15 protein-coding genes are annotated in these 16,311 nt (G+C 32.1%); 6 read left to right on the forward strand and 9 right to left on the reverse strand.

Going from position 1 to position 16,311, the window contains the following annotated elements; genetic code table 11:
* Positions 1–2: 2 nt before the first annotated feature.
* The 6 genes from rodA to purH form a co-directional block, all read right to left on the reverse strand.
* Positions 3–1,283: a rod shape-determining protein RodA gene (gene rodA, locus GN138_RS05955; RefSeq protein ID WP_157362879.1), complete on the reverse strand. Its 1,281-nt coding sequence runs from the start codon at positions 1,281–1,283 to the stop codon at positions 3–5.
* Positions 1,283–3,220 (reverse strand): penicillin-binding protein 2, encoded by a 1,938-nt coding sequence (gene mrdA / locus GN138_RS05960; RefSeq protein WP_157362880.1) that lies wholly within the window; start codon positions 3,218–3,220, stop codon positions 1,283–1,285. Before mrdA ends, rodA begins: the two co-directional genes overlap by 1 nt.
* Positions 3,217–3,723: a rod shape-determining protein MreD gene (mreD, locus tag GN138_RS05965; protein WP_157362881.1), complete on the reverse strand. Its 507-nt coding sequence runs from the start codon at positions 3,721–3,723 to the stop codon at positions 3,217–3,219. The genes mrdA and mreD overlap by 4 nt, the downstream gene beginning before the upstream one ends.
* Positions 3,716–4,537, reverse strand: coding sequence for a rod shape-determining protein MreC (gene mreC, locus GN138_RS05970; protein WP_157362882.1), 822 nt, complete (start codon positions 4,535–4,537; stop codon positions 3,716–3,718). Before mreC ends, mreD begins: the two co-directional genes overlap by 8 nt.
* Before the next feature lie 10 nt (positions 4,538–4,547).
* Positions 4,548–5,576 (reverse strand): rod shape-determining protein, encoded by a 1,029-nt coding sequence (locus GN138_RS05975; protein WP_157362883.1) that lies wholly within the window; start codon positions 5,574–5,576, stop codon positions 4,548–4,550.
* 227 nt (positions 5,577–5,803) lie between these two features.
* Positions 5,804–7,333, reverse strand: coding sequence for a bifunctional phosphoribosylaminoimidazolecarboxamide formyltransferase/IMP cyclohydrolase (gene purH / locus GN138_RS05980; RefSeq protein WP_157362884.1), 1,530 nt, complete (start codon positions 7,331–7,333; stop codon positions 5,804–5,806).
* A 203-nt stretch (positions 7,334–7,536) separates the two neighbouring features.
* Here purH and GN138_RS05985 point away from each other — a divergent pair, with 203 nt between their 5' ends.
* A complete protein-coding gene (locus GN138_RS05985) occupies positions 7,537–8,790 on the forward strand; it encodes an ABC transporter permease (protein WP_157362885.1) in 1,254 nt (417 codons plus the stop codon).
* Between the two features lie 115 nt (positions 8,791–8,905).
* Here the strand turns inward: GN138_RS05985 and GN138_RS05990 are convergent, their stop codons facing one another.
* Positions 8,906–9,364, reverse strand: a complete 459-nt coding sequence (locus tag GN138_RS05990; protein WP_157362886.1) for a GAF domain-containing protein — start codon at positions 9,362–9,364, stop codon at positions 8,906–8,908.
* Positions 9,365–9,458: 94 nt separating this feature from the next.
* Between GN138_RS05990 and xrtF the strand changes: the two genes are divergently transcribed.
* From xrtF to GN138_RS06015, 5 genes are all read left to right on the forward strand, one after another.
* Positions 9,459–10,010, forward strand: coding sequence for an exosortase family protein XrtF (xrtF, locus tag GN138_RS05995; RefSeq protein ID WP_157362887.1), 552 nt, complete (start codon positions 9,459–9,461; stop codon positions 10,008–10,010).
* Entirely contained in the window at positions 10,003–10,431 is a 429-nt protein-coding gene (locus GN138_RS06000) for an exosortase F system-associated membrane protein (RefSeq protein ID WP_157362888.1), read from the forward strand. The genes xrtF and GN138_RS06000 overlap by 8 nt, the downstream gene beginning before the upstream one ends.
* A 48-nt stretch (positions 10,432–10,479) precedes the next feature.
* Complete coding sequence (locus GN138_RS06005; RefSeq protein WP_157362889.1) at positions 10,480–10,896, forward strand: HYC_CC_PP family protein; 417 nt, start codon at positions 10,480–10,482, stop codon at positions 10,894–10,896.
* A gap of 72 nt (positions 10,897–10,968) precedes the next feature.
* On the forward strand, positions 10,969–13,206 hold the full coding sequence (locus GN138_RS06010) for a TonB-dependent receptor (RefSeq protein ID WP_157362890.1): 2,238 nt from the start codon (positions 10,969–10,971) through the stop codon (positions 13,204–13,206).
* 87 nt (positions 13,207–13,293) lie between these two features.
* Positions 13,294–13,662, forward strand: a complete 369-nt coding sequence (locus tag GN138_RS06015) for a heavy-metal-associated domain-containing protein (RefSeq protein ID WP_157362891.1) — start codon at positions 13,294–13,296, stop codon at positions 13,660–13,662.
* A 126-nt stretch (positions 13,663–13,788) separates the two neighbouring features.
* Here GN138_RS06015 and GN138_RS06020 read toward each other — a convergent pair whose 3' ends face one another.
* Positions 13,789–14,451, reverse strand: a complete 663-nt coding sequence (locus GN138_RS06020; RefSeq protein WP_157362892.1) for a DUF6090 family protein — start codon at positions 14,449–14,451, stop codon at positions 13,789–13,791.
* A gap of 127 nt (positions 14,452–14,578) precedes the next feature.
* Positions 14,579–16,210 carry a chaperonin GroEL gene (gene groL / locus GN138_RS06025; RefSeq protein ID WP_157362893.1) on the reverse strand — a complete coding sequence of 544 codons (1,632 nt, stop codon included), beginning with the start codon at positions 16,208–16,210 and terminating at the stop codon, positions 14,579–14,581.
* Between the last annotated feature and the right edge of the window lie 101 nt (positions 16,211–16,311).

Raw genomic sequence — 16,311 nt, forward strand, 5'->3', positions numbered from 1 at the left:
GATTACCACTCATTTATTTTATTACTATCGAGCTTCACAAAAATGAACAGCAGAATAGTAAAACCCCAAAGTCCGGAGCCACCATAGCTAAAGAAGGGTAGAGGTATACCAACTGTTGGTATTAACCCCATTACCATTCCTATATTTATAGTAAAATGAATAAATAAAATTGAAGCTACGCCATAACCGTACACACGACTAAATTGTGATTTTTGAGCTTCAGCTAAGTAGAGAATCCTAATGATTAAAAGCACAAATGTTAAAACCACGAGACTTGTGCCTAAAAATCCCCATTCTTCACCTACAGTACTAAATATATAATCAGTATGTTGTTCTGGGACAAATTTACCTGTAGTTCTCGTACCTTGTAAAAAACCTTTACCTGTTAAGCCTCCAGAACTTATAGCTTCTTCAGACTGAATTAAATTGTAGGCTTCAGCTTTTTTCATGCGTTCTAATTTAGCAGGATCCTTTTCTAAACGCAACCAAAGACTTATTCTGTTTTGTTGGTGAATTTTTAATCCATGCGTATAAAATAATTTAACACCATAAGAAAAACCAATACAGACGATTAATGCTATTATATAATTAAATATTGAATCTTTATTTTTTCTTCTAAATAAATAGACACACGCAAGTGTTAAAAGGGTTACAATTGCAGATATTAGTACACCAAATTTTAATCCAAGAACGGCTAATATAATTAAGGATAAGGCTATAATTAAATATACTTGTTGTAAACCTTCTCTATAAAATACAAAGAAAAAAGCTAGGTAAACAATGGTACTACCAGCATCATTTTGTAGTAGAATTAATATGGCAGGTATAAGAATTATAGCCGCTACCTTTAATTGGTCTTTTACCGTTTTCATATTAGTTTCTATATCACTAATAAATTTTGCAACCGCTAAAGCTGTTGCAAACTTAGCAAACTCACTGGGTTGTATAGTCATACTACCAATGCCGTACCAAGATCGGGCACCATTGACATCTTTACCAAAGAGAAATAAACCAATTAAAGCAATCATGGCAACGATATATATTACACTCGCAAAGCGTTCATAAAATTTGGCTTCTACCGAAACAATAAGTATTATAAGAACAAAGGTTAGGCCAACAAAAATGAGATGTTTTCCATACAGTTGAGAAGAATCAAAATAGCTAGTAATCTCACCTATGTGAGATGCAGATAAGATATTAAGATATCCAAATACAACAAGAAGTAGAAATAATACTATTGTTATCCAATCGAATTTAAAACTTCTATGATTTTCTCTAAGCATTAATTTATTAGGTTTTGTTCTTTAGTTTCAATCATAATAGGGTTTTTATCAATAACCTGTAAAGTTGTTTGTCCATTAATCTTAAAAGGTTCTCCAGAATATGGTTTTTTATATTCGTTTTCAAGGCTATGTGTTAAAATCCAATCTTCTAAATCAGTTCTTGTAATGTGACCTTTAATATATTTTTCAATCATTAAACTAGCCATTCGCCCTGCAAATCGACTTCCCCAATATCCATTTTCAACAAATACAGCAATTGCTATTGTAGGATTCTCTTTAGGAGCAAAAGCAACAAATATAGAGTGATCGGTAAGTTGTGTTTTTACGCCATCAATTTTTACAAAATTTTCAGCTGTACCTGTTTTTCCGCAAATTTCTATACCTGGTACACGAAGCGTTTGTGCTGTTCCTTTATTATATACATCAAACATACCTTGTATTACTGGTTCAAAATGTTTTTTGTCTATTGAGGTATATTTACGTTTTTTAAATTTATCTGGAATAGAATCGCCTTCAATGTGTTTTATGATATGAGGTGTGTAATAATAGCCACGATTCCCAATAGCAGCTGCCATATTGGCTAATTGAATAGGTGTGGCTTCTACTTCTCCTTGTCCAATGGCATTAGAAACTGTATAGGTAGAACCCCAACGATTATCGCCATATTGTCTATCGTAATAATCGCCATCAGGAATACGTCCTTTTCTTCCAACGGGTAAATCATTATTAAGATAATTACCCAATCCGAAGCTTTTTGCGTGTTCTGCCCAAACATTAGTACCTATTCCGGCATCGTCGTATTTGTCTACAATACGACGATAGACGTTTACAAAATAAGCATTACAAGATTGAGCAATACCAGTATTCAAATCTACAGGACTTCTATGATGATGACAACCAGTTAGTTTTCTGCTACCGTAATAATAACCCATTCTACACGTAAATTTTTCGTCAATTTCTACCACTTCCTCTTGTAAACCAATTAAGGCATTAATTACTTTAAACGGAGAACCAGGTGCATATTGGGCTTGGAGACCTCTATCAAAAGTTGGCATATTAATAGTGTCTCTAAAGAGTTTATTAAAATTTTTATTTCGCTCTCTACCTACTAATAAATTAGGGTTGTAGCTAGGACCAGTTACCATTGCTAATATTTCACCACTTTTTGGGTCAATGGCAACAATACCTCCACGTTTGTGTTTCATTAACTGTTCACCATAAGCTTGTAACTCAGAATCAATAGTAATTGTAATATCTTTTCCTGGTTTTGGTAAGGTGTCAAATACACCATCTTTATATGGTCCAATATTCTTATTGTGCCTATCTTTTTGGATAAATTTAATTCCCTTTACGCCACGCAGCACATCTTCATAAGAGAGTTCTATGCCTTGTTTCCCTATTAAATCGCCGAGTTTATAATAAGGTTTGCGTTTTATAGTTCTTCGGTTTACTTCTCCTAAATCACCAAGAACATTGGCACCAATATCAGTTTGATAAGAACGAAGCGAACGTTTCTGAATATAAAACCCTTCAAATTTTCGCATTTTTTCTTGAAGTACAGCATAATCTTTTTTAGACAATTGAGGGACAAAAGGCGAAGGCAAACGGTAGGAGTAATTTTTGGCTTTATTTAATTTTTTCTCATAATCTTCTTTCGTGATTTTTAGTAATGCGCAAAATTCTTCAAGTTCTAATGAGTCCAAAGGCGAAACTTCTCTAGGTATTACCATTACATCATATGATGGTTGGTTAGCAACTAGAAGTTGTCCGTTTCTGTCGTAAACATAACCTCTTTTAGGATAGTTGTATTCTTTTTTTATCGCAGTGTCTTCAAAAATATCATAAGCATCACTGTTGTAAACTTGGAGGTAAAATAGACGCGCAATAAAAATAAGACCAACAAAAATAACAGTTGTTAGGAGTAATATTTTTCTCATTTCTTATTTCGACTAAATAAAATTATCATTAATACGCTTAGGATTATTGTAAAAATACTAGAAAATAACGTCTTTTTAAGAATTAAAAGTATATTGGAAATGTTAAAAATTTCTAGAGAAAATAACATACTATGATGAATAAAAGTGCCAATACTAATATAACTGATAAGGCTTCCTATATCTGTAGCACTAAATTTTATACTTTGATGTTCATATAACATACCAAATGAACTTTTAAGAATAATTGGTCTAGCATAAGCTAAAGTAACAGCAGAGGCTGCATGTACACCTCCAGAGTCTGAAAATATATCGACTAACATGCCTAAAATGAAACTTGTTAGTAACAAAATGAGTCGTTGGTCTTTTATAGGAAAAAGAAAAATAAATATAATATAGATGTAAGGGTTAACATAACCAAATAGGTCTATGTGATTGCAAATCATTACTTGCACTAATAGCAGTATGAAAAAACGTATAGTATTTATACCTATTATGTTATTCATTGCTATTGTTTTCTAGATTAAGAATTTCACTTCGGTTTAGATTCTCTATAATGTAAACAGTTCCAAGATTAGTCATATCATTAAATAACTTAACTTGTATGGTATATGTATCACCACTTATATCACTTTCAAAATCAGAAATGGTACCAATACCAATGCCTTTAGGGAAAATTGAAGATTCACCACCAGTTTCAATAGTGTCACCTACTTTTACTGGTGCATATTGTGAGACGTCTTCTAATTGCACAATATTTGGAGATTCAGTATTCCATGTTAAAGAACCAATATGGCGAGAAGATTTTAACTTTGCGTTTATACTGCTTTTTGTGTTTAAAATTGAAATTACTGTAGCGTAATTATTAGAAGTGTTATCAATTATACCAACAATACCATTAGAAGTTATAACACCAAAATCTTCTTTTATACCATCATTGCGCCCTTTGTTTATAGTTAATATATTGTTGGTGGCAGAATAACTGTTTTTGTAAACATCAGCAACTGTAACTTTATAATGATCTTTTGAAAAGGTACTATCAATAAATGTGGAATCTGATTCAGAATTTTTGTTAAACAATAATTCTCTAAGCACTTTGTTTTCTTCTGCGAGGATATTGTTTTCTTTTTTTAAATTAAAATATTGGTCTACGGAATTCATGGTGCCATAAACACCTCCAGTTAAAAAATTAGCTGAATTTATGAATTTACTCCTATGGTAAGAATGCGATTGAATTGTTAATGCTAAGGCAATACTAAACAGCAATAAAAACAACAGAAAGGTTTTGTTTCTTATAACAAAATTGAAAATTTGTTGCATTATTTATGTCTTATTTAATCAATACACTTTTGTATTTAGATAGGTTTTTAAGTACAATACCTGTACCTCTAACAACTGCTCTTAATGGATCTTCTGCAATATAAACGGGTAAATCTGTTTTTTGAGAAAGTCGCTTATCTAAACCTCTAAGCATAGATCCACCTCCTGCTAAATAAATACCAGTATTGTAAATATCTGCTGCAAGTTCTGGAGGTGTTTGTGATAACGTTTCCATAACAGAATCTTCAATACGTAAAATAGATTTATCTAAAGCTTTTGCAATTTCACGGAACGAAATTTGTACTTGCTTCGGTTTCCCTGTAAGTAAATCACGACCTTGAACACTCATATCTTCAGGAGGTAATTCTAAATCTTCTGTAGCAGCACCTATTTGTATTTTAATTTTTTCAGCTGTTCTGTCACCAACATACAGGTTATGTTGGGTTCTCATGTAATAAATAATATCGTTTGTAAAAACATCACCTGCAACTTTTACAGATTTGTCACAAACAATACCACCAAGAGCAATAACTGCGATTTCGGTAGTTCCACCACCAATATCTACAATCATATTTCCTTTTGGTTGCATAATATCCACACCAATACCAATTGCAGCAGCCATTGGCTCATGTATTAAGTATACTTCTTTTCCGTTAACACGTTCACAAGATTCTTTTACAGCTCGCATTTCTACTTCTGTAATTCCAGAAGGAATACAAACCACCATACGCAACGCCGGATTAAAGAATTTTTTCTTCAATGCAGGTATGTTTTTTATAAACATACTAATCATTTGCTCAGACGCATCAAAATCTGCAATTACTCCATCTTTTAGCGGTCTAATTGTTTTAATGTTTTCGTGCGTTTTTCCTTGCATCATGTTGGCTTCTTTACCAACAGCTATGATTTTTCCGCTAATGCGGTCTCTTGCTACTATAGATGGATTATCAACAACAACTTTGTCATTGTGAATTATCAGTGTATTTGCGGTTCCTAAATCTATGGCTATTTCTTCCGTTAGGAAATCAAAAAATCCCATGTGCTATTCTTAATTATTTTGGGTTATTCTCGTCTTCTTATTTAAGACTATCTGTAAAAGTAGTAAAATATACGCTATTTATGTGATTATAGATGTTTAATGCTTAACTTTTTTTGTTTTTTCTCACTCTTTTTGTAAACCATAAATTGGTAGCGTCTTTTAAGAACAAAAAAGAACCCAAAATTAAGATGTTTTATGTCTTAATTTTGGGTTCTAAATTGAGATTTTTAGTGCTTAAAATGACGTGTTCCTGTCATTACCATAGCTACATCATTATCATTACAATAATCTATGCTTAATTGGTCTTTTATAGAACCACCTGGTTGAATTACAGCTGTAATACCAGCTTTGTTAGCAATTTCTACACAGTCTGGAAAAGGGAAAAAAGCATCACTTGCCATCACAGAACCGTTTAAATCAAATTTAAAAGATTTTGCTTTGTGTATGGCTTGGTTAAGGGCATCAACTCTACTAGTTTGCCCAGTTCCACTAGCACACAATTGTTTATCTTTTACAAGTACAATTGTATTAGACTTGGTGTGTTTGCTTATTTTTGATGCAAATATTAAATCGTCTAACTCTTCTGTAGTTGCTGTTTTGTTTGTTACATGTTTTAAACCTTCTAGCGTATCAGTAACGTTATTTCTATCTTGAACTAAAACACCATTTAAACAACTTCTTACATTTGTTTTTGGCATTTCAATATCCTTTAAAATTAGAAGAATTCTATTTTTCTTTCCTTTTAAAATTTCTAACGCTTCAGGTGAAAACGAAGGTGCAATAACCACTTCGCAAAATAACTTATGTATTTCTTCTGCAGTTGCTTTGTCAATTTCAGAATTACTAATTAAAACACCACCAAAGGCAGAAACTGGGTCGCCAGCTAAAGCATCTACATAAGCTTGGTGTAAAGTTTCGCGTTGTGCTAAACCACAAGCGTTATTATGTTTTAAAATCGCAAAGGTTGGTGCGTCATTTTTAAATTCTAACATTAAATTTACGGCAGCATCAACATCTAAAAGGTTATTGTAGCTTAATTCTTTACCATGAAGTTTTGTGAATATTTCATCAAAATCACCATAAAAGAAACCTTTTTGATGCGGGTTTTCACCGTAACGTAAAACTTTACCTTTATTTTCTGAAAGTTTTAAAGACGCTATGTCATTGTTTTTGTTGAAATAATTAAAAATAGCAGAATCGTAATGAGATGATACGTTAAATGCTTTTGCAGCATATTGTTTTCTATCGTCTTCTGAAGTTTCTCCGTTTTTAGACTCTAATAATTCTAAAAATTCTGCATAATCATCTACAGAAGATACACATGTAACATCTGCGTAATTTTTAGCTGCAGCTCTAATTAAAGAGATGCCTCCAATATCAATTTTTTCAATTATATCTTGATTGCTTGCACCAGAAGCAACTGTTTTTTCAAAAGGATATAAATCTACAATTACGACATCGATTTGTGGAATATCAAATTCTTTTAATTCAGCAACATCACCGTCGTGATTTTGACGATTTAAAATGCCTCCAAAAACTTTTGGGTGTAATGTTTTTACACGACCACCAAGAATTGATGGGTAAGATGTTACGTCTTCTACTGGTACAACGTCAATACCTAAATCTTTAATAAATTTTTCTGTACCTCCTGTAGAATAAATGGTAACGTTTAAGTCGTTTAATTTTTTAACGATTGGTGCTAATCCATCTTTACTAAATACCGAAATTAGTGCAGATGAAATTGTTTTATTGCTCATAATAGTGTGTTGTGTTTTTCAATGATGCAAAAATACGGATATTCAAAATGAAATGATTAGTGCTAAATTGAGTTTCTTTAAGTTTTTTGTAACAATAGATTGTTGAAAACGTCCTATCTTTAAAATGTTGAAATTTTGTCTATTTTTAGAATTGATAAAAAAGGTAGATGTCAAAGATTAAAACGCCATAAAAACAACACTTCATGCTCGTTTATTTACGTTTATTAAAAGAGAGTTTTTCGTTTGCAATTAATGCGCTTAGAAACAATAAACTCAGAACATTTTTGTCACTTTTAGGTGTAACTGTTGGTATCTTTTCTATAATTGCGGTTTTGGCAGCAGTAGATTCTTTAGACAAAACTATAACCTCTCAATTAAGTTCTTTAGATAGTAATACTATGTATGTAGTTAATGTGTCTTTTGGGCCATCTGATGTACCAAGATGGCAGCGCGAAAGTTTTGATCCTATTACTTATAATGAATATAAAAGTTTAAAATCATCCCTGTCTGAAGCAAAGCATGTGGCTTTTCAGTTAGGTGTAAAACCTGAAAATATAAGGTACGAGTCTGAATTGGTAAGTGGTGTAAATACTGTTGTGGTTTCTAATGAGTTTACAGATATACAAGTTTTAGAATTTGAAAAGGGGAGATTCTATAACGAATCTGAATCTAATTCAGGAAAAGCTGTTGTGGTTATAGGAACAGAAATTGCTAAATCTTTATTTGGTGAGTTAGAACCTATTGGTAAAAAAGTGCGTTTGTATGGCCAAAAATTTACGGTAATAGGTGTAGTAAAAAAACAAGGGTCTGGTTTATTAGGTCCAAGTAATGATGTATCTATTTTTCTACCTGCCAATTTTGTAAGAAATAAGTTTGGTGACAACAACCCTAATAATATGCATATTGTAATAATTAAACCAGAAGCAGGTGCTGATATTGAGGGCTTAAAGGCAGAAATAATTCAAATTCTTAGAAATAAACGTGGTTTAAAAGCAGATGAGATTGATACGTTTTTTGTAAATATCATTGCCGGACTACAAAATGCTATTGATGAAATGTTAGGTGTGTTAAATTTAATAGGTTGGGTAATTAGTGGCTTCTCTTTGTTAGTTGGTGGCTTTGGTATTGCTAATATTATGTTTGTAAGTGTAAAAGAACGAACAAACCTCATTGGTATTCAGAAATCACTTGGTGCTAAGAACAAATTTATCTTGTTTCAATTTTTATTTGAAGCCGTAATACTTGCTATCGTTGGTGGTGTTGTAGGTCTGTTTTTAGTTTGGATTGGTACTCTTATAGGAAGTAATCTTGCCGAAGATTTTGAGTTTGTACTATCACCACAAAATATGTTATTAGGTTTCTTTATTTCCTCTATAATTGGATTAATTTCAGGTGTTATTCCAGCATTAAGAGCATCTCGTTTAGACCCTGTTGAAGCAATAAGAACAGGAATGTAAGTGAGGAAGTTAAAACTGCCCTAGAAACTACGGTACCTTAAAGTTTGTGAGTTGCAGAATTTCGGGTTTTCTAATATAAATTGAGTTTCAGAATGCTAATAAACTCGTTTACGTTTTACACTAACATCTTAGCAACTTCTTTACAAACAAATTCTAAAAAACGTTCGTCGTCTTCTGTAAATGGGTCTGGTGTATTAGAGTCAATATCTATTTGACCAATGTTTTCACCATTTACAAAAATTGGAATTACAATTTCAGCTTTAACCGTAATACTACACGCAATATAATTATCTTGTGCGGTAACATCTGGTACCACAAAATTTTCGTTACTAACGGCAACTTGTCCGCAAATACCTTTTCCAAACGGAATAATGGTGTGGTCTGTTGGTTCACCAACATAAGGGCCAAGTTTTAATTCGTTTTTATCACCATTTTTAAAGTAAAATCCAACCCAATTGTAATAGTCTACGTTAGCATCTAAGAGTTTGCATATTTTTAATAACCTATCGTCAACACTAAGGTTAGCTTGTGTTACTATTTGTGTAATTTCGGAATTTAAATTTTGTAAATTCATAGGTGTAAAAAACTTTCGGTAAAAGTATTTAAAATCCGCTATTTTAAATAACTGTTTTTTATAAATTTAACATCAAACAAATAAAATTGTTTAATTGAAATCACTTTTAATAAAATACAAGTCCGTAATTTGGTTTATTATCACCTTTTTGGCAGTTTACGGTGTTTTAACTATAGGTTATAATTTGTTTTTAAGTTTATCGGATGGTTCTAAATTTTATCCAGATTATTTTACACATTTGGTTGCACAACAAACAGAAGTCTTGATAAATAGTGTAGGTTATGAGGCAAGTGTTTTACCACACCTTAATGAGCCTTCCATGAAAATTATTATTAACGGAAAGTATGTTGCTCGAGTTATCGAAGGTTGTAATGCCATTAGTATTATTATACTGTTTCTGTCATTTATTGTTGCTTTTGCTGGTAAACTAAAAACCACAATTTTATACGGACTTGCAGGTAGTATTATCATTTACGCCTTTAATTTAATTAGAATTGTAATTTTATCCGTAGGCCTTTATAATTATCCATGGCGAAAAGATATTTTGCATAATGTTATTTTTCCTATGTTAATTTATGGAACCGTATTTTTACTTTGGATGATTTGGGTGAATCGTTTTTCTAAAATTAAAAAGAGAGATGCATAAAATTGTAACTTATATAATAGTTGGGATTCTTTTGCTATGCTTGGTGTTAATTAGGGCTTTTGAAAACGTTTTGTTTTACGATCCGTATTTAACATTTTTTGAGAACGATTATTTGTACATAGACAGTCCAAGAAGAGAGGTTGCTAAACTGGTTTTATACACTACATTAAGATTTGTCTTAAATACACTAGTATCATTGGGTGTATTATATGCCATATTTAAAGATAAAAGTATAGTGAAGTTTTCAGTAGTTATTTATACTATTGGGTATGTGTTGTTATTACTACCTTTTTTATATTTTGTAATTAACCCTAAACAAGAAGACTACTATTTGTTTTTTAATGTTAGACGATTTTTAATACAGCCTATCGGGTTAATATTATTATTACCAGCCTTCTATTATTATAAATTAAATCGTTAATAGTTTAATAATACATAAATCAACTTTTTAAGAATTTTGTAACTTTGCATGGTGAAATATTCAAACACACATAAAGTATTCGCGTTTGCCCTATCGTTTTTGATATTAATTTCTTCGTTATCATTAAGCATAGAAAAGCATTTTTGTGGAGATACTTTAGTAGATGTTTCTATTTTTACTGAAGCAGATACTTGTTGTGGTGGTGATGCTAAAGCTTCAGAAGTTAGCATAGTTAAAAAAAGTTGTTGCAAAAATGAAGTTGACGTTATAGATGGTTTATCTGTAATTACAATAAATTCATTTGAAGACTTAGATATTACGCAGCAGCATATTTTATTTGCTTTTAGTTTTTCTTATTTAAGTCTTTTTGAAGATATACCAAAAGCTATTATTCCTCATAAGGAGTATTCACCTCCCAAACTCATTAAAGACATACATGTTTTAGATGAGACTTTCCTTATTTGATTATAGATTATAACCCTTAGAAAAAGGATGCACAAGAATTTGTGCAATTAGTTATACCTATAATTCAAGTAAATGAAAAAATATATAATACTAAATTTTATGTTTTTGTCGCTCATTGCAACTGCGCAAGAACAATTAAAGGGCATAGTTTTAGAGTCTAGTACAGGACAAAGTATGCCATTACCAGGCGCTAATGTGTATTGGTCAGGGTCATCTATTGGTACAATTTCTCAAGACGATGGCACATTTCTATTGCCTTATAAATTCTCTTACAATCAATTAGTTATAAGTTATGTTGGTTTTAAAACAGATACTATAACTGTAAATGAGAATACATACATTAAACATGTAATGCAAACGAGTGATGAGTTAGATGCTGTAGAGATAAAATCTCGGAACCAAGCCACCAGAAAATCTTATATGCAAGCGGCCAATACGTTTACGGTAACTAGTGCAGAGTTGCTAAAAGCAGCTTGTTGTAATTTGGCAGAAAGTTTTGAGACTAATCCGTCTATTGACGTTAATTTTACAGATGCTGTTTCTGGTACCAAACAGATTAAGATGCTAGGATTAAATTCGCCTTACATTTTAATTGCTACAGAGAATATACCAACAATAAGAGGAGCTTCTCAAGCGTATGGGCTCAGTTTTATACCTGGTACTTGGGTAGAAAGTATTCAAATTACTAAAGGTACAGGTAGTGTTGTTAATGGTTTTGAAAGTATTGCTGGCCAAATTAATGCAGAGCTTGTTAAGCCTTCTACAGACAATAAATTATTCGTAAACCTTTACGGCGCATCTAATGAACGCCTAGAATTGAATACACATTTTAATACCAAAGTATCAAATAAGTGGAGTACAGGTTTGTATGTACATGGCAATACGCATCAAGAAAAACATGATGTTAATGACGATGGATTTTTAGATATGCCACTTTACAATCAGATTAACCTTATGAATCGCTGGCAATATACCAACTTAGAAAAAGGTTTGGTAAGTTTTATTAATCTTAGATATTTAAATGACGAAAAGCAAGGTGGTCAAGTAGAGTTTAAACCAGATATAGACAGAGGTACAACAAATTTTTGGGGCAGTGAAATAGATACAGAACGTTTTGAAGTTTCAACCAAATTTGGATACGTAAACCCAGAAATTCCATATCAAAGTATAGGCTTGCAAACGGCTTTTAGTCATCATAAACAAGATTCTTATTTTGGATTAAATGTGTATGACATTCAGCACAATAGTTTCTATTCTAATTTGGTGTATAACACCATTATATCAGATTCTCGTCACAAAGTAAAAACCGGATTAAGTTTTACGTACGATCATTACGATGAGTTAGTAAATACTCAAAATTACGAGCGTACAGAAAACTCTGTTGGTGCCTTTTTTGAGTATGCATACGATAATTTAGATAAGTTAACCATAACAGCTGGTTTGCGAGTAGACCAACATAATAGATTAGGCTTTTTTGTAACGCCTCGTTTCCATTTGCGTTATACACCTTGGGAGAAATCTGCTTTAAGATTTTCAATAGGAAGAGGAAAGCGTAGTGCTAATATTTTTGCAGAAAATCAAAATATGTTTTCTAGCTCTAGACAAATAAATATTTTAAATTCTGGCGGAAAAGTATATGGTTTAAATCCAGAAATTGCATGGAATTATGGCGTGAGTTACTTGCAAGGTTTTAATCTGTTTAATAGAAAAGCCGATGTAACTTTCGATTTTTACCGAACCGATTTTCAGAATCAAGTTGTAGTAGATTGGGAAAACCCATATGAAGTAAATTTTTATAATTTAGAGGGTGATAGCTATGCTAATAGTTTTCAATTTGAATTTAATTATAATGCTTTTGAAGGCTTTGATTTAAGAACAGCATACAAGTATTATGATATTAAAACAGATTATAATTCTGGTATGCTTGAAAAACCATTAATACCAAAACATCGTTTGTTTGCCAATGCATCTTATGAAACTAATTTGAGTGATAAAGGTTCGCAATGGAAATTTGATGCAACCTACAATTGGGTAAGTCAGCAGCGTTTTCCTAGTACAGAACTAAGTGCTGCGGAATATCAATTAGACGACGAAACACCAACGGTTGCGACCTTAAATTTGCAATTAACAAAAGTGTTTTCTCCTAAATTTGAAGTATATTTAGGAGGTGAGAACATTACTAATGTAAGACAAGATAATCCTGTTGTTAGTGCAGATAACCCGTTTGGTTCAAACTTTGATAGTAATTTTGTGTATGGACCAATATATGGAAGTATGTATTATGCTGGTTTAAGGTTTAGAATAAAGTAACTGGGATTTCTGCAAAGGCAGTAATCCAAAATAAAAAAATAAATAATTAGATTCTTGTTTACGCAGGAATAACAAAAATTAGAAAAAATGAAAAAAATAATTGTAATAATGACTTTGTTGGTAACAACATTAACTTTTGCACAGAATAAAAATGCAAAAGCAACTATAGAAGTAGATGGTGTTTGTGGTATGTGTAAAGAACGAATTGAAAAAGCTGCCATTAGAACCAAAGGTGTAAAATCTGCGGTTTGGAGTATAGATACCCACGAGTTAAAACTCATTTTTGATGAACGTAAAACAGATTTAAAAACAATTTCTAAAAAAGTAGCATCTGTTGGCCATGATACAAAAGAAGTGAAAGCCACAGAAGAACAATACAATACGGTTCATCCTTGTTGCAGATATAGAGATGAAGATGTTAAGGATGATCATAAGCCTAAAGCAGAAAAGCATTAAAATAAAGAAATAAAGGAATAACATTTTTTATTTAAAGAGTCTGAATGTCAATTCAGGCTTTTTTTGTCATTCAGTGCGAAGTGAAGAATCTCTGGTAGTGGTTAGATTAAATTAACTTGATAACTATTAATCTAGAGCCACATCAATCTCAGCAATTAACACATCGCAGCTTTCAATACCATGTTGCGTCGCCTTCTTCTTTTCATCAAAAGTGGTTAACAGCGCTCTAACTATGTTTTTCAATTTAATTTCATTTAAGAAAGGTGCTTTTCCTTCATATATTAAATCGTAATTGGCATGGTTTACAAGGTAATTGCCTAAATAATCCTTAATTAAACTGGTGTGTCTTACATAGTCATCAGACATTTCTTCGTAATTTGAATAATGCTGTTGTATTGCTGTTTTTAACTCAAAATCCTCTATTAGTTTTAAGTCGCCAGAGTTTATTAATGTCTTGTAGGTGATGTTTTTGGGACTAAAGTTTTCGTATTTAACAATGGCGAAAATATTATTCATTAACCCCATATCTTGGTTTTTCTCTGAATTTAAAACAGGAATAATTTCTGAGCAAATCGCCAACTTTTTATCTATGGCTTCAATGTTTTTTTTTAACTGAATTTTGTCAGCTTCTACATCTCGTTTTAGATTAATGAGATACTGCTTCTTAAGCTTACTGTCTTTTACATTTTCAGCACACTTGTTCATGCTAAAAGCAATAGTGATACCAATGATAACTATTACGATTTCTCTTAAAGTGTATTTCCAAGTTTCTTTTGTGGTTTTTGCCATAAACATTTGCAATTAGATGTTTAAAGCTAAGAAAATTTATTGAAAGCAAAAGCCTTTGATTTTCATCAAAGGCTTTTAAAATTTATAACTGACCAAGGTCAATAATTTATCTATGGCGATTCGCCATCTACATCATGCCTGGCATTCCGCCTCCACCCATTGGCGGCATAGCAGGTGCATCTTCTTTAATATCAACTAATGCACATTCTGTAGTTAAAATCATACCAGCTACTGACGCAGCGTTCTCTAAAGCAATACGTGTTACTTTTTTAGGGTCAATAATTCCAACTTTAAGCATATCTACGTACGTTTCAGTTTTAGCATCGTAACCAAAATCTTTTTTACCTTCTAATACTTTATTGATAACAACAGAACCTTCACCACCAGCATTTTCTACAATAGTTCTTAAAGGTGCTTCAATAGCTTTGTTTACAATTTGTACACCAGTTGTTTCGTCTAAATTATCTGTAGTGATTTTTTCTAAAGTCTTTTTAGCTCTTACTAAAGCAACACCACCACCAGCAACAATACCTTCTTCTACAGCTGCACGTGTAGCATGTAAAGCATCATCAACACGATCTTTCTTTTCTTTCATTTCTACTTCTGACGCAGCACCAACATAAAGTACAGCAACACCACCAGCTAATTTAGCCAAGCGTTCTTGAAGTTTTTCTTTATCATAATCAGAAGTTGTTGTTTCTATCTGAGCTTTAATTTGGTTAACTCTAGCTTTTATATCTTCTGCTTTGCCTTCACCATTTACAATTGTTGTATTGTCTTTGTCAATGGTTACAGTTTCTGCAGTACCTAACATGGTTAAGTCAGCATTTTCTAAAGAGAAACCTCTTTCTTCAGAAATTACAACACCACCTGTAAGGATAGCGATATCTTCTAACATTGCTTTACGTCTGTCTCCAAAACCTGGTGCTTTTACTGCAGCAATTTTTAACCCTCCACGTAATTTGTTAACTACTAAAGTTGCTAAGGCTTGCCCTTCTACATCTTCTGCGATGATTAATAAAGGACGACCAGATTGAGCAACCGGCTCTAATATTGGAAGAATTTCTTGTAAGTTAGAGATTTTCTTATCAAATAATAAAATGTATGGATTTTCTAAATCAGCAATCATTTTATCAGAATCTGTAACAAAATAAGGTGATAAATATCCTCTGTCAAACTGCATACCTTCTACAACATCAACGTAGGTCTCCATACCTTTTGCTTCTTCAACAGTAATAACACCTTCTTTACCAACTTTACCAAATGCTTTAGCTATTAATTCGCCAATAGTATCGTCGTTGTTAGCAGAAATTGCAGCAACTTGCTTAATCTTATCAGAATCGCTTCCTACTTTTTTAGATTGTTTATCTAAATCTTTTACAAGTGCTTCAACAGCTTTATCAATACCACGTTTTAAATCCATTGGGTTTGCGCCAGCAGCAACGTTTTTAAGACCTTCTTTAACGATAGCCTGAGCTAACACGGTTGCAGTTGTTGTACCATCACCAGCTAAATCATTAGTTTTAGAAGCAACTTCTTTTACCATTTGAGCTCCCATGTTTTCTAACTCATCTTCTAATTCAATTTCTTTTGCAACAGAAACACCATCCTTAGTTACAGAAGGTGCACCAAATGATTTTCCAATAATTACGTTACGACCTTTTGGTCCTAATGTTACTTTTACTGCATTTGCTAAAGCATCTACACCACGCTTTAATCCGTCGCGTGCTTCAATATCAAATTTTATATCTTTTGCCATGTTTTTTAGTTTTTATCATTCCTGCAAAGGCAGGAATCTAATTTATTTAAGTTTATATTTTGGATTACGCATCAAGTGCGAAATAACATAATTTAGAATTG

Origin of the sequence: Winogradskyella endarachnes (assembly GCF_009741275.1) — a bacterium.
Taxonomy (GTDB): domain Bacteria; phylum Bacteroidota; class Bacteroidia; order Flavobacteriales; family Flavobacteriaceae; genus Winogradskyella; species Winogradskyella endarachnes.

Coding starts and splice junctions, on each gene's coding strand:
- GN138_RS05985 (WP_157362885.1), top strand. CDS start 7,537: ATGCTCGTTTATTTACGTTTATTAAAAGAGAGTTTTTCGTTTGCAATT.
- GN138_RS05975 (WP_157362883.1), bottom strand. CDS start 5,576: ATGGGATTTTTTGATTTCCTAACGGAAGAAATAGCCATAGATTTAGGA.
- groL (WP_157362893.1), bottom strand. CDS start 16,210: ATGGCAAAAGATATAAAATTTGATATTGAAGCACGCGACGGATTAAAG.
- mrdA (WP_157362880.1), bottom strand. CDS start 3,220: ATGAGAAAAATATTACTCCTAACAACTGTTATTTTTGTTGGTCTTATT.
- purH (WP_157362884.1), bottom strand. CDS start 7,333: ATGAGCAATAAAACAATTTCATCTGCACTAATTTCGGTATTTAGTAAA.
- mreC (WP_157362882.1), bottom strand. CDS start 4,537: ATGCAACAAATTTTCAATTTTGTTATAAGAAACAAAACCTTTCTGTTG.
- GN138_RS06005 (WP_157362889.1), top strand. CDS start 10,480: ATGGTGAAATATTCAAACACACATAAAGTATTCGCGTTTGCCCTATCG.
- GN138_RS05990 (WP_157362886.1), bottom strand. CDS start 9,364: ATGAATTTACAAAATTTAAATTCCGAAATTACACAAATAGTAACACAA.
- GN138_RS06000 (WP_157362888.1), top strand. CDS start 10,003: ATGCATAAAATTGTAACTTATATAATAGTTGGGATTCTTTTGCTATGC.
- rodA (WP_157362879.1), bottom strand. CDS start 1,283: ATGCTTAGAGAAAATCATAGAAGTTTTAAATTCGATTGGATAACAATA.
- GN138_RS06015 (WP_157362891.1), top strand. CDS start 13,294: ATGAAAAAAATAATTGTAATAATGACTTTGTTGGTAACAACATTAACT.
- GN138_RS06020 (WP_157362892.1), bottom strand. CDS start 14,451: ATGGCAAAAACCACAAAAGAAACTTGGAAATACACTTTAAGAGAAATC.
- mreD (WP_157362881.1), bottom strand. CDS start 3,723: ATGAATAACATAATAGGTATAAATACTATACGTTTTTTCATACTGCTA.
- GN138_RS06010 (WP_157362890.1), top strand. CDS start 10,969: ATGAAAAAATATATAATACTAAATTTTATGTTTTTGTCGCTCATTGCA.